Source organism: Polaromonas sp. P4_H1, from assembly GCF_056400945.1.
Genome location: NZ_JBFUKG010000005.1, coordinates 95,873 through 109,188 on the forward strand (window position 1 = coordinate 95,873; position 13,316 = coordinate 109,188).

Sequence of the window (13,316 nt, forward strand, 5' to 3'; positions counted from 1 at the left end):
CCGAGGAACACAAGATGACTATCGCGATATTTTTGGGCTCATTGCTCGCTGCCATGGCACTTGGTGTGCCTATTGCCTTCTCATTGCTATTGTGTGGCGCTGCACTCATGTGGCAGATGGACATGATGGATGCCCAGATTCTGGCGCAAAACGTGATGGAGGGTGCCAATAGCTTTCCCCTGCTGGCCGTTCCCTTCTTCATGCTGGCGGGCGAAGTGATGAATACCGGCGGTCTATCAAGGCGGATTGTGGACTTTGCAATGGCCTTGATCGGCCATGTGCGTGGAGGACTGGGCTATGTGACGATTGTTGCCGCCTGCTTGCTTTCTGCCTTGTCGGGCTCTGCTGTTGCAGATGCTGCAGCCCTGACCGCATTACTCCTGCCCATGATGGTCAAGGCCGGACACGACAAGGCCCGTTGCGGCGGTCTGATTGCCGCATGTGGTGTCATTGGTCCCGTCATTCCACCGTCAATCGGCTTTGTGATTTTCGGAGTAGCGGCCAACGTGTCGATCAGCAAATTGTTCCTGGCGGGCATCTTCCCCGGCATTTTGCTGGCCGTGGGTTTGTGGGCAACCTGGTGGTGGCTGACGCGCAAGGAAGACTTGTCTCCGCCGCCCCGCCGCTCCCTGGCTGAAGTAATGCAATCCATGAAGAGAGCAGGTTGGGCGCTGATGCTGCCGCTCATCATTTTGGTTGGCTTACGCATGGGTGTATTTACCCCTACAGAGGCGGCTGTTGTTGCAGCGGCATATGCGCTCTTTGTGGCTGGCGTGGTGTACCGCGAACTGGACTTGCGGAAGTTGTACGGCATTTTTGAGCGTGCCGCAATGACAACAGCCGTCGTGATGTTCCTGGTGGCCGCTGCCATGGTGTCGGCATGGCTAATCACCATTGCGGATCTTCCGGGTCAGGTGGTGAGTTTGTTGCAACCCTTGCTGGACAATCCGAAGCTGCTGATGATGGCCATCATGGTGTTGTGCATGGTGGTGGGTACCGCTATGGACATGACCCCCACCATCTTGATCTTGACGCCGGTGTTGATGCCTTTGGTCAAGGCAGCCGGAATTGACCCTGTCTATTTTGGTGTGCTCTTCATCATCAACAACTCGATTGGGCTCGTAACGCCACCGGTCGGTACGGTTCTCAATGTGGTGGCTGGCGTGGGCCGGATGCGCATGGATGAAGTGACACGGGGTGTACTGCCATTCATGGCGGTGCAGTTTCTGATCATGTTCCTGATGGTGCTTTTCCCGCAGTTGGTTATGGTCCCGGCGCGCTGGTTGTACGGTTGATCTGCAATCGCTTTAGCCCCTGACCTCGGTACGACGGCTGCGTCCAGGGGTTTTTTCTATCCGTCTGAACTTCGACATGACTTTTACGTGAGAAAACCCAATGACAAACTCTCATTCAATGAAACCTGAAACCGCGATCATCACCGGTGGTGTACGTGGCCTGGGCCTGGGCATTGCCAAGCGTCTGGCTGCAGACGGACGTCGCGTCATCCTGTGGGATGTGGACGTGAGCGACTTTGATGCCAAGGTGACAGGCTTCGAGCCTCTGCTGCTTCAAAAAGTCAATGTGGCGGACCTGGGTTCCGTTGCCGCGGCCTTTGAGGAAACCGTGGCTGCTGCCGGAACTATTCAAACTCTGGTGAACAACGCCGGCATCAACGGCCCCATCCACCCCACTTGGGAATATCCAGTGGACCAATGGCAACGCGTGATTGAGATCAACCTCATTGGGGTGTTCAATTGCTGTCGTACCGTCATTCCGCATTTGCGCGCTAACGGCTATGGCCGTATCGTCAATGTGGCTTCTATCGCCGGCAAAGAGGGCAACCCCGGTGGCAGCGCTTATGCGGCGTCCAAGGGCGGTGTGATCGCCTATACAAAGTCCATCGCAAAAGAACTGGCTCAGGATGGCGTATTGGCTAACTGCATCGCGCCGACCATGGCCGAGACCGACCTGTTGAAGCAAATGACACCCGAGTTCATTGCTTCCATCAAGGCCAAAATCCCCATGGGCCGTTTCCTGATGATTGAGGAAGTGGCTGCCATGGTGGCCTGGATTTCTAGTCCGGAATGCAGCTTCACCACCGGTTTTACTTTCGACCTGACCGGCGGACGCGCAACTTACTAAGGAGATGCTCCTCGTAGCATCAATGCCATGATTAAAACCCAACCGCTCTCCACCATTTCTCTAGCCAACCTGACCATTGGCCGCACGCCCCAAACCGAACTGATCGAAGCTGCCGCCGCGGCGGGTTTTGGCAAGGTCGGCATGCTACTGATGACTGCCACTGCTCAGCCTCTTCAATACGAAGTCATTGGGCAACCCCAGGTCATTCGTGAAGTCAAGGCCGCGCTGAAGGACACGGGCGTGCGGGTGTTCGACATCGAGGCCTTTGTGATTTCGCCGCAAACCGATCTGGAGCGTTTCAAGCCTGCGTTGGAACTTGGTGCTGAGTTGGGTGCAAGCCATATCAGTTCCATTGGCACGGAGTTCTCATCGTCTGCCACCTTCCTGTCGATTGAGCATCGTGTGGATCTCTTTGGTCGCTTGTGCGATCAGGCTGCACAGTTCGGGCTTACGGTTGGGGTGGAGTTCATGCTGTACCGCGACATCCGCACCTGGCAAGAGGCAATGCAATTGGTGGAAGCAGCAGGGCGTACCAACGCAGGCCTGATTCTGGATTTGCTGCACTTCCATCGTGCAGGTGCCAGCGCTGCCGATCTGGCAAATATCCCGGCGAACCGTTTTGCCTATGCCCAGCTGTGTGATTGCGTAAGCACATCTCCTGCTTTGGAAGGACTTCCTGTGGAAGCACGTACATCCCGTCTGCACATGGGCGACGGCGTCATTTCCTTGAATGCCATCCTGGACCAACTGCCTCAAGACCTGCAATTGGTTGTTGAAACGCCGATTGCTGCCGAAGCCACGCTTTCCACTTTAGAACGCGCCAAGTCAGCTGCTGCAAGGTCGCAGGCATTCTTTCAAGCACGAAGCGCTTCATCAATATGAGTAGCGCAAACCCCGTCCAGTGCGACCTACTGGTCGTAGGTTCCGGTGCATCAGGCCTGGCAGCCGCAGTAACTGCAGCATGGCATGGACTGAAAGTAGTGGTCGTTGAGAAGGACGATGTACTGGGTGGCGCCAGTGCTTGGTCGGGCGGTTGGATGTGGGTGCCTGGCAATCCCTTGGCCAAACGGGCCGGTATCAACGAAGACCCGCAGCAACCCCGCACTTACCTCAAAAGCCAGCTGGGCAACCGCTACAACCCTGAACGTGTGGATGCGTTTCTGGACAACTGCCCGCACATGGTCGCGTTCTTTGACCAGCATACGGCCCTGAAGTTTGTGGATGGTAACTCCATTCCCGACATGCACGGCAACATTCCCGGTGCGGCCACGGGCGGCCACCAGGTGATTGCTGCGCCTTACGATGGCCGCGAAGTGGGGACGCTGATGAAGCGTTTGCGCAAGACCATGCGTGAAACCGCATTTATGGGCATGCCCATCATGGCAGGGCTTGACCTCATGGCATTCTTGAGCGTGACCCGCTCGTTCAAATCGTTCTGGCATGTGTGCAAGCGCTTCACGCGCCATCTGCTGGATCTGGCTGTGCATGGGCGTGCCATGCAACTGGTCAACGGCGTAGCATTGATTGCACGTCTGGCCAAGTCAGCAGAAAAGTTAGGCGTGACGCTCATGGAGTCCGCACCGGCCACGCGGCTCATTCTGGAAAACGGAGCTGTTCGTGGCGCGGTGGTGAGTACGGGAAATGGCGAAGTCGAAATACGTGCCACACGTGGTGTGGTGCTGGCTGCCGGTGGCTTCCCCAATGATGTGAACCGTCGCAAGGAATTGTTTCCACGCACCCCCACAGGCACCGAGCATCTGGCCCTCCCACCCACAAGCTGCAATGGCGAAGGCATCAGTCTGGGTGAATCAGCAGGCGGTTGCCTGGAGAAAGATGTCGCTTCACCTGCAGCTTGGGCGCCAGTGTCCAGGGTGTTGCATTCCGATGGCAGTGTTGGTCATTTTCCTCACATCATCGATCGCGGCAAACCCGGTGTGATCGGAGTGCTTTCCAATGGAAAGCGCTTTGTGAATGAAGCTGATGGTTATTACGACTACACCTCGGCCTTGGTTGCGGCAGCACCGCAGGGTGAAGAGGTTGCATCCTGGTTGATTTGCGACCACGGCTTCCAGCGCCGTTACGGTCTGGGTTACTCGCGGCCTTTCCCGGTTCCTGTCGGGCCGCATGTTCGCAGTGGCTACCTCACGCGAGCAGATTCCATCGCGGAATTGGCGAAGGCTTGTGGCATCAGCGTGGAAGGGCTAACTCATACGGTCAAAGTATTTAACGACAATGCTCACCGTGGGGAAGATCCTGAATTCGGTCGTGGTACCACCCCCTTTAACCGCAAGCAGGGTGACCCCATGTACCCCGGACCGAACCCCTGTGTGGCCCCCATTGAAAATGGGCCTTTCTACGCGGTGAAGGTAATGCCGGGAAGCTTTGGAACCTTTGCAGGTTTGAAGACCAATGGCAACGCACAGGTGCTGGACAGCTCCAATGCGCCGATCACAGGCCTTTACGCCGTGGGCACGGACATGGCCAGTGTGATGGGGGGCTACTACCCGTCCGGTGGCATCAATTTGGGACCCGCCTTGACCTTCGGATATGTAGCAGCGCGCCACGCTGCAGGTGCCCAAAGTTACGAATGCTGAGTCACAACCCGATTGCTCTCCAATGAGCTATGACAGCTATATGAAAGGCGACATCTGGCCCAGTGCGCGTCGAACCCACGAACAAGATGCACAAGGCTCGATAGCCGAAGGCGACTCTCAGCTTGAGGAAATTGTGTGCGCTGCGTCGAATACATTATTCATCGACTTCGGCCTCCATCTCGACTTCGACCTCGGTTTCGATCTGCGTTTGCAGTTCGATGACGGCGGTCCGCAGCGGGTCGTAAATACTGATTTCCTGACCAACTATTTCAAATGTGACGGTGAGCGCGTAGCGTGCCGTCGTGTCGGAGTCACGGCTCCAACCTTGGTGTCCGCGGACCGCGAGGCGCGCGCGTGGCGCACGGCGCATGACTGGAAAACTACCGAATCCCCTGATCTGGATACGGCTATGTCGATGGAGTCAGAAGCACCGGAGAGGATTTCAAAAAGTGTTACTGGGGTCACCCCTAGCTTTGCAGCTGTTTCGACAAAGCTGCGATCACCCACGTATTCCTTGAGCACTTCTCCAGGATGGGGAGGGAGGTACATACGTGTCACCTTTTGTGGTCTTCAGTTTCACAGGAACTTCGATCTCAACCTGGCGAGCACTACAAAATGATGATGGGCGACGCCTACATCGAATTGCCTGCCCTGGAGATCGCTGCATGAATTCGCGGCCGTTGAACATGCCCGAGTGCGCATTCCATTGGAAACTGCCCGCCGATCAGAAACCTTGAATGACCGGAGTCAGTCTGGAACGGTTCCGTTTTGCAGCGGTTGCTGCCGTTCACCAAAGGCCGCTCTGGAGAGAGTCAATTCTCTCAGTGCAATTGCCTGTCATGGCAACCAGTTTCGTGCCCAAGCAGTCGGTGGAGGGTAGCTGAATTACGGCACGCATCGGCTAATAGATAGCAGCCCAGTCGTCGAATTACCCGAAAGCCGTTGTTAGCGTAGCCAAGACGATCCAGCGGGATGACTGGCGTCACCAGCCAGATTATCTTGGCACGATGTCCGCAATTACCGATGCCAAGGTGCGTATTCCCTGCTCAATCTGATCGGTTGTCAGACTGGCATAACCCAGGATCAAACCGGCTGGTCGAGCTTGCACGGGCGAATCCGGGTTGGCAAACAGCGGCGTCACCGGGTAGACGCCAACGTCCTTTTCGCGGGCTGCGGTCACTAGCGCGGGCTCGTCTTGAGACCGCAGGAATGGCAGCCACAGCACCAGATGCAGTCCAGCCGCCGTACCACTGACCCGGACGTCACCCGGAAGGTGGCGCGCAATGGCGTCCAGCAAGGCCGTGCGGCGACGATCGTTCTCCCGTCGCATGCGCCGCACATGGCGCTCGTAGGCACCGCTGTCAATCAGTGACGCCAGCACACGCTGCTCCAGTACGGGCGCATGGCGGTCGGCCAGTCGCTTGGCTTGCCGGAACACCGGCACAAGCTCGGGGGGCAGCACCAGGTAGCCAAGTCGAAGTTGCGGGGACAGCGCCTTGGAAAAAGTGCCGATGTAGATCACGCGGCCGTCGGTGTCGATCGACTGCAGCGCGTCGATCGGGCGCTGGCCATAACGGAACTCGCCGTCGTAGTCGTCTTCGACGATCCAGGTGTCGTGGCGCCCGGCCCATTGCAGCAGGTCCAGGCGCCGTCCGATGGGCAACACCCCTCCCAGTGGAAACTGGTGTGATGGCGTCACGTACGCCAGGCGGACACGTTCGTCCTGGGAAAGGATGGCGGTATCCAGGCCATGCTCGTCCACCGGCGTGCTCAAGCACCTCGCGCCAGTTGCCTCAAAGCAGCGCCTTGCCATCAGGTAGCCGGGATCTTCAAAGACAAATGCATCACCGGCATCGAGCAGCAGCCGTGCGCACAGGTCGATGGCCTGCTGCGATCCGTGCACCACCAGGATCTGCTCGGCCTCACAGGCCAGTCCCCGGGTACGCCGCAAATAGCCCTGGAGGGCGCGCCTGAGCAAGGCGTCACCTTCGGGCGGGACGTAGTAGAGGCTATTTTGCTGACGCAGCAGTTCGGCCTGGTAGGCACGCCGCCAGACCAGGGTCGGAAAGTCCCGGGAAGCCACCGCGCCGTACAGGAAGTCGAAGCGGACCGGTTCGGCGTCAGGCAATGCCGGCATGCCGATTCCCGTCAGGCGGCGCCCAAACTCGGACAGGGATGGCGCACGCTTAACGCGTCGGCTTGCGTTGGTTGCGGGTGGTGCGGGCGCAGCCAGCGGGCTGGCCACCCGGGCAACCCGCCCCATGGTGGTGACAAGGAAACCCTCGGCCACCAGTTGCTCGTACGCAGCGGTGACGGTGGTGCGCGACACCGCCAACTCGGCTGCCAAGGATCTCGTGGATGGCGCGCGTGCGCCCGGGACTAGCGTGCCGTCGGCAATCTGAGTGCGCAGCAGGTCGTAGATGCGGCGTCCGGCCCCGGTGGCGCCGGGGTGGTAGTCGGTTGGCTTGTGAGACTGGACCATAAATAATTACAAAAACTGGACCTTCTAATTGTGCCGGTTGTGAGCGATAGTGAAAAGGATTACGACATCACTCATTCACTCATTCACGATGTACATCCCTGACCACTTTGCTGAAACCCGACTTGGCGAACTCGGTCGCATCATCCGCGAGCACCCGCTGGGCATGCTCGTCACACAAGGGAGCGCCGGACTGGATGCTGACCACATCCCGTTCGAGTTCGATGCTGGCGTGGGAACGCCTGGCATTCTTTCGGCCCATGTGGCCCGTGCCAACACGCTGTGGCAGCGCTGCCCCACGGGCACTGCGGTCATGGTCGTGTTTCGCGGTGCCGAGGCCTACATCTCGCCCAGCTGGTACCCGAGCAAGCACGAAGCGCATCGCCAGGTGCCGACCTGGAACTACGAGGTCGTTCACGCGCATGGCACGATCACCATCCATGAGGACGAGCGCTTCGTTCGCCGCATCGTCGCGCGCCTGACACGCCAGCACGAGGCGGCCGAACCCAAGCCCTGGAAGATGGGGGACTCCGCGCCCGAGTACATCGACACGCTGCTGCGTAACATCGTGGGCATCGAGATCGCACTCACTTCACTGGTGGGCAAGGTCAAACTCAGCCAGAACAAAGATGCGCGTGATCGCCTCAATGCCGCCGATACCCTTGAGGCACGGGGGCGCAGCGAAATGGCACAGGCCATGCGCAAAGCCGGGTGACCCACAGACGACCATTCCTCCCCCGCAGATATATGTACACAGCCACCTTCACATTCGCAAAACGCGAGTTCGATGATGAGTTCCACGCCATGGACCATGCCATTGCCCAGATTGCGAAATCAATCGCCGGCTACCTGGGCGATGAGTGCTGGGAGAACCCTCTAACCGGGCTCATCTCCAATGTGTACTACTGGGAGACCATGGATGCACTTCAGGCGCTGGTGAAACATCCGACGCACATTGCCGCGAAGCAGCGGCAGGCGCAGTGGCTCAATGGCTATCAGGTCGTCATCGCCCAGGTGGTCAGCGCCTACGGGGACGGGGGCATTGCGCATCCGCTCGCCCACCTGACGTTACCCAAGCAGAGGCAGCCCCTCCGGAGTCATTGATACCCGTGCATGACAGGCGCATTCGTGGCGCTACAAGACCCAACCACGCAAAAACACCAACACCATGTCATTCATCCCCTTTCTGATTGCCGCCGTTGTCCTTGCCATCACCCCCGGCCCGGGTATCGCCTACGTCGTTGCGCGTACGGTCGCGGGTGGTCGCTCGGAAGGCCTGGCTTCATGCTTGGGCACTGGCCTGGGTGGCTTGCTCCACGTGCTCGCGGCGGCGCTCGGCCTGTCGCTGGTCATTGCCCAGTCCGCTGTTGCGTTCAACTTGCTCAAGTACATCGGTGCGGCCTATCTGGTGTACATGGGCATTCGCATGTTGCTGCGCTCGGAACAGCCGATCACGGTCGAAGCCGTGGCGGCGTCTCAAGGTGCGCGTCGCGCCCTTGTCGAGGGGGTGGTAGTCGAGGTATTGAATGTCAAGACTGCGCTGTTCTTTCTGGCCTTCTTGCCCCAATTTGTCTCGCCGAGCGAGCCCCTGGTACAGCAATTGGGGTTGCTTGGATGCATCTGCGTTTTTCTCAACACGCTCGTTGATGTTGTGATGGTCTTTGCTGCCCATCGCTTGCTCAAGTCAGCTGCTGCCCGGGCCGCACGCGCTCGCCTGATGACCCGTATTGCGGGCATCACGATGCTGGGTTTGGGGTTTTTCCTGACGCTGGCTCGACGTGAAGCATAAAGACGGTCAGCAACTTAAACTGGTATTGACCGGTCGGAAAAGAGGCAGCACAGCACTGGAGAACTTGGTTGAGCCCACGCTCGCTTTGGAACGCAGCTACGCAAATTCGGATCCTGGTCGGTGGCCGGGGTCGCTTTGACGGAGCTTTTGCCACATTGCTGACGGTGTTACCGTTGAATGAACGACAGCTTTGGAGGATGCAGATTGCGAATTGCTACTTCGGCTATAGACTGCTATGCAACGCTCTCCATAGCAGTCTGTACTTGGCATTCAAGCGAAATCTTGCATAACACCCCGGCCACTGACTCTTGAAGACTGAATGCCGACATAGGTTTGCTCAAGTTGCTCGCGCCATCCCCGACGTCGACATCGGCAGGTTGGGTGTCGGCAATGTGGAGTTGATTTCGATGAATGCTGCACCGGCGCCTAGCCATCAGCGGGTACTGAGCACCACTCGTCTGACCGTCCGGTGTCGGGTCGAAAGCAGTCCAGAGGTCTGAAACTATCGGGCTTCTGGCTCAGAATGCCTGAATTTTGTCGATGCCCGCAGTCTCAATGCGCGGCGCGATATCCAACATGATCAATGCGCAGGCATCAACGTGGTCTTCGCCCACGGCGACCAGGCTGGCACCTCCATCCATGGACGCGCCGACGAGTATCGGACGCCGTTTTCCGATAGCCGCGATAACGAATTCCAGATCCCGGACCGTGACATCCTGTCCGTACAATCCATCGGGCGCCCAATCCGAATCGCAATCGCCACGAGCATCGAAGGCAACGGCGAAATACCCTGCTGCGCCGAGCATTTCTCAGGTGCTTTTCCAAGTATGCCGGGCTTGGCCGCCGCCATGTTGAAGCAGCACCAGCGGGCCATCAGGGTCGCCTCATGAGTCACCTGCAATGCCGACGCCGCCCACACCTTGCCAGACGTGCATCGGCTCCGGGTGTGCCTGCTGTCATGGTGTTGCTCGATGGTTCATCGATTGTTTGCTACGACACTAACCGGACAGAAGGAGTGCTTGGTCAAAGTCGCGCCTTTCATGGTCCGATTGCCAGTCTTGCAACGCGCATAGTCGTCGCAAGACGCTGCAATCTAAAGCGCAGCCACCAGCTCCGGCACCGCCGTGAACAAATCGGCCTCCAGCCCGTAATCGGCGACGCTGAAGATCGGCGCTTCCGGGTCTTTGTTGATGGCCACGATGACCTTGCTGTCCTTCATGCCGGCCAGGTGCTGGATGGCGCCCGAGATGCCGCAGGCAATGTAAAGCTGCGGCGCCACGATCTTGCCGGTCTGGCCAACTTGCCAGTCGTTGGGCGCATAACCGGCGTCGACGGCGGCGCGACTGGCACCGAGTGCGGCACCCAGCTTGTCGGCCAGCGGCATCATGATCTCGTTGAATTTCTCGGCCGAGCCCAGCGCGCGGCCACCCGAGACGATGATCTTGGCGGCGGTCAACTCGGGCCGGTCGCTCTTGGCGATTTCGCTGCCGACAAAGCTCGACTTGCCGCTGTCGGCGACACCGGCCAGGGTTTCCACGCTGGCGCTTCCCCCGCTGGCGGCGGCCGCATCAAAGCCGGTGGTGCGCACGGTGATGACCTTGGTCGCATCCAGGCTTTGCACAATCGCAATCGCGTTGCCGGCGTAGATCGGGCGCTCAAAGGTGTCCACCGCATCGACCTTGGTGATGTCGGAAATCTGCGCCACGTCCAGCAGCGCCGCCACGCGCGGGGCAATGTTCTTGCCCGAGGCGGTGGCAGGAAACAGGATGTGCGAGTAGCTGGCAGCCCCATTTCCACATAAGGCCAGCACCTGGGCCGCCATGTTTTCGGCAAGGCCATGCTCAAAGTGCACCCCATCGACATGGATGACTTTGGCCACGCCGGCGATGTTGGCGGCAGCCTGGGCGGCGGCGGCGTCCTTGCCGGCGACCAGCACATGCACCTCACCACCACACTGGGCGGCAGCGGTCACGGTGTTGAGGGTGGCGGGCTTGATGACGTTATTGTCGTGTTCGGCTACTACGAGTACAGCAAGTGCGGTCATGTCAATTCCTTAGATTACTTTGGCTTCGTTCTTGAGCTTGTCGACCAGGGCGGCGACATCGGCCACCTTGACACCGGCGCTGCGCTTGGGCGGCTCGCTGACCTTGAGGGTTTTGAGGCGCGGCTTGACATCGACACCGAGGTCTTCGGGCTTGAAGTTGTCCAGCTGCTTTTTCTTGGCCTTCATGATGTTGGGCAAGGTGACATAACGCGGCTCGTTGAGGCGCAGGTCGGTGGTGATGATGGCCGGCAAGGTGAGGGACAGGGTTTCCATGCCGCCATCGACTTCGCGCATGACGACGGCCTTGCCGTCGGCCACGTCGACCTTGGAGGCAAAGGTGGCCTGTGGCCAACCCAGCAGGGCGGCGAGCATCTGGCCGGTCTGGTTGCAGTCGTCGTCGATGGCCTGTTTACCCAGAATCACCAGTTGCGGCTGCTCTTTGTCGACCAGGGCTTTGAGCAGCTTGGCCACGGCCAGCGGCTGCAGTTCTTCGGCGGTTTCGACCAGGATGGCGCGATCGGCGCCAATCGCCATGGCGGTGCGCAGGGTTTCCTGGCACTGCAGCACGCCGCAGCTGACGGCGATGACTTCGGTCACCGCGCCTTTTTCCTTCAGGCGTGTCGCCTCTTCGACGGCGATCTCGTCAAAGGGGTTCATGCTCATCTTGACATTGGCGATATCGACGCCGCTGCCGTCGGATTTGACGCGGACTTTGACGTTGAAGTCGACGACTCGCTTGACGGGTACAAACATTTTCATAAAGTTCAAAATTAGAGATGAGGTATGAAGGATAAGAGTGCACAAGCTTTCACGCGAGCCAACTAAATCAACGAATAGAGTTGGATGATCTGATGCGAACTCTTTGGCGCAATGAGAGGCCTGAGCGTTGGGTAACTAACTTTGCATCGTGTACCGAAGTCGGACGGGGGTTAACGCTAGGCGCTGCTTTCGAGTTCTCGATAGACGATCATCGGATGAACCGTCCGTCACTCCGCAGCATGGCTATGTCGGTGTACAGAGCACCTTTTTCATTGAAAGACAAACCGAAGGGCTTCGTGTTCTTTAGGTCATTCCAGGCCGTTTTCAGCCGTTTCGGCGTCGTCTTGCCGCCGGAAGCTTTCAAGGTATCGAGGAACAATCTGCCCGTCAGGTAGCCCGTGATGAAGGCCTGCGTCACCTCGCCTCGGTCGATACCTGGATGGAGGTCGTAGATTTCCTTGACCAGAGGGTGTGAGAGGTCGTAGGGCCCGGGCACCACTTGGGAAATCACCACGCCCGCCGCGTCTTTGCCAAGCGCGGTAATCACCCCACGATTGGACAGAAACGACAGAATTCCCACGCTTCCAGAGTATGTTTTCCTGAGTTTCTTCACCATTGAAATAGTGGGACCCGCAACGGTAAACATCAGGACCGCATGCGGAGAAACACCCGCGGCACTTTCAAGCTGTTGATCGGTTGCGACCGAGCCGGGTTCGATGGCAACTGATTTCACATGAAGATGGCCCTTTGCGGCGAACCCTGCGAGCGCGTATTCAGCCAAGGGCTTACCGAACGAGTCGTTCTGGTAGAAGATAACGAACCTGCTACTGCCGATGGAGCTGTAATGGCGGACCAGTCGGTCGATCTCCGAGCGATAGTCACCGGTTGCGAAGATGGTGTTCGCACTATTGGTTGTGCGCAGATGCGTGGCTCCCGCGAACGGACCAAACAACATCAGCTCGCGCGACTCCAGAAAAGCTTGCGTCTTTTCGGTGGGTCCCGTTCCGACGTAGCCGAGCAGGACTTCGACGCCCTGTTCGAGAAACGTTTGGGTATTCGAGACCGCAAGATCCGCCTGGTACTTGTCATCCAGCTGCACGATCTCGATGCGTCTTCCCAGAACCCCTTTTTCGCCATTGATTTTCTTGATGGGAAGCAGCAGGCCTGCGGCATACCCGTTGACGGTTTCGGCGATCGGTCCGGTGAAGCCGGCCGAGACACCGACCTTGATGGGCCTTTCCTGGGCGGATAGTCTGCGAGTCTCGGTGAGCGTCAACCCGACGAGCCATGCGGTCAAGGACCTTCTCGAAACGGCGTGCCGGCGATGCGGACCAGTCGCAGTCGGAGGATTTCCAGGGCGGGCTGAGTCGCTATGGATTTTCGGCTCACCGTGGCAAGCTTTGTTCATGGTTGTCTCCTGTGTGATCGCCCGCGACTTCACGGAATGGATTCCGCTTTCCCTGCAGACGTTGATGATTGCACCAGTCGGCTTTTGCAAGCCGTGTCCGT

General features: G+C 58.6%; 13 protein-coding genes. 8 read left to right on the forward strand and 5 right to left on the reverse strand.

The window, feature by feature from the left end:
* Positions 1-14 precede the first annotated feature (14 nt).
* The 5 genes from AC1DS5_RS08795 to AC1DS5_RS08815 all read left to right on the forward strand — a co-directional run bounded on the left by AC1DS5_RS08795 (position 15) and on the right by AC1DS5_RS08815 (position 5,355).
* Positions 15-1,295, forward strand: a complete 1,281-nt coding sequence (locus AC1DS5_RS08795) for a TRAP transporter large permease subunit (RefSeq protein ID WP_477717866.1) — start codon at positions 15-17, stop codon at positions 1,293-1,295.
* Between the two features lie 118 nt (positions 1,296-1,413).
* Positions 1,414-2,142, forward strand: coding sequence for an SDR family NAD(P)-dependent oxidoreductase (locus tag AC1DS5_RS08800; RefSeq protein WP_477717867.1), 729 nt, complete (start codon positions 1,414-1,416; stop codon positions 2,140-2,142).
* A gap of 27 nt (positions 2,143-2,169) precedes the next feature.
* Positions 2,170-3,024, forward strand: coding sequence for a sugar phosphate isomerase/epimerase family protein (locus AC1DS5_RS08805; protein WP_477717868.1), 855 nt, complete (start codon positions 2,170-2,172; stop codon positions 3,022-3,024).
* On the forward strand, positions 3,021-4,736 hold the full coding sequence (locus AC1DS5_RS08810) for an FAD-dependent oxidoreductase (protein WP_477717869.1): 1,716 nt from the start codon (positions 3,021-3,023) through the stop codon (positions 4,734-4,736). The genes AC1DS5_RS08805 and AC1DS5_RS08810 overlap by 4 nt, the downstream gene beginning before the upstream one ends.
* Positions 4,737-4,776: 40 nt before the next feature.
* The gene (locus AC1DS5_RS08815) at positions 4,777-5,355 is read left to right on the forward strand and encodes a hypothetical protein (protein WP_477717870.1); all 579 of its coding nucleotides are present in this window, start codon (positions 4,777-4,779) and stop codon (positions 5,353-5,355) included.
* Between the two features lie 375 nt (positions 5,356-5,730).
* Here the strand turns inward: AC1DS5_RS08815 and pdxR are convergent, their stop codons facing one another.
* A complete protein-coding gene (pdxR, locus tag AC1DS5_RS08820; protein ID WP_477717871.1) occupies positions 5,731-7,218 on the reverse strand; it encodes a MocR-like pyridoxine biosynthesis transcription factor PdxR in 1,488 nt (495 codons plus the stop codon).
* Positions 7,219-7,306: 88 nt separating this feature from the next.
* Between pdxR and AC1DS5_RS08825 the strand changes: the two genes are divergently transcribed.
* From AC1DS5_RS08825 to AC1DS5_RS08835, 3 genes are all read left to right on the forward strand, one after another.
* A complete protein-coding gene (locus AC1DS5_RS08825) occupies positions 7,307-7,930 on the forward strand; it encodes an FMN-binding negative transcriptional regulator (RefSeq protein ID WP_477717872.1) in 624 nt (207 codons plus the stop codon).
* Between the two features lie 32 nt (positions 7,931-7,962).
* Entirely contained in the window at positions 7,963-8,319 is a 357-nt protein-coding gene (locus tag AC1DS5_RS08830) for an antibiotic biosynthesis monooxygenase family protein (protein ID WP_477717873.1), read from the forward strand.
* A 64-nt stretch (positions 8,320-8,383) separates the two neighbouring features.
* Positions 8,384-9,004: a LysE family translocator gene (locus tag AC1DS5_RS08835; RefSeq protein WP_477717874.1), complete on the forward strand. Its 621-nt coding sequence runs from the start codon at positions 8,384-8,386 to the stop codon at positions 9,002-9,004.
* 518 nt (positions 9,005-9,522) lie between these two features.
* Here AC1DS5_RS08835 and AC1DS5_RS08840 read toward each other — a convergent pair.
* The 4 genes from AC1DS5_RS08840 to AC1DS5_RS08855 form a co-directional block, all read right to left on the reverse strand.
* Positions 9,523-9,810, reverse strand: coding sequence for an alpha/beta fold hydrolase (locus tag AC1DS5_RS08840; protein ID WP_477717875.1), 288 nt, complete (start codon positions 9,808-9,810; stop codon positions 9,523-9,525).
* Positions 9,811-10,097: 287 nt separating this feature from the next.
* Complete coding sequence (locus AC1DS5_RS08845) at positions 10,098-11,048, reverse strand: electron transfer flavoprotein subunit alpha/FixB family protein (protein WP_477717876.1); 951 nt, start codon at positions 11,046-11,048, stop codon at positions 10,098-10,100.
* A 9-nt stretch (positions 11,049-11,057) separates the two neighbouring features.
* Positions 11,058-11,807, reverse strand: coding sequence for an electron transfer flavoprotein subunit beta/FixA family protein (locus AC1DS5_RS08850; protein ID WP_477717877.1), 750 nt, complete (start codon positions 11,805-11,807; stop codon positions 11,058-11,060).
* A 208-nt stretch (positions 11,808-12,015) separates the two neighbouring features.
* Positions 12,016-13,104: an ABC transporter substrate-binding protein gene (locus AC1DS5_RS08855; protein ID WP_477717878.1), complete on the reverse strand. Its 1,089-nt coding sequence runs from the start codon at positions 13,102-13,104 to the stop codon at positions 12,016-12,018.
* Positions 13,105-13,316: the final 212 nt, after the last annotated feature.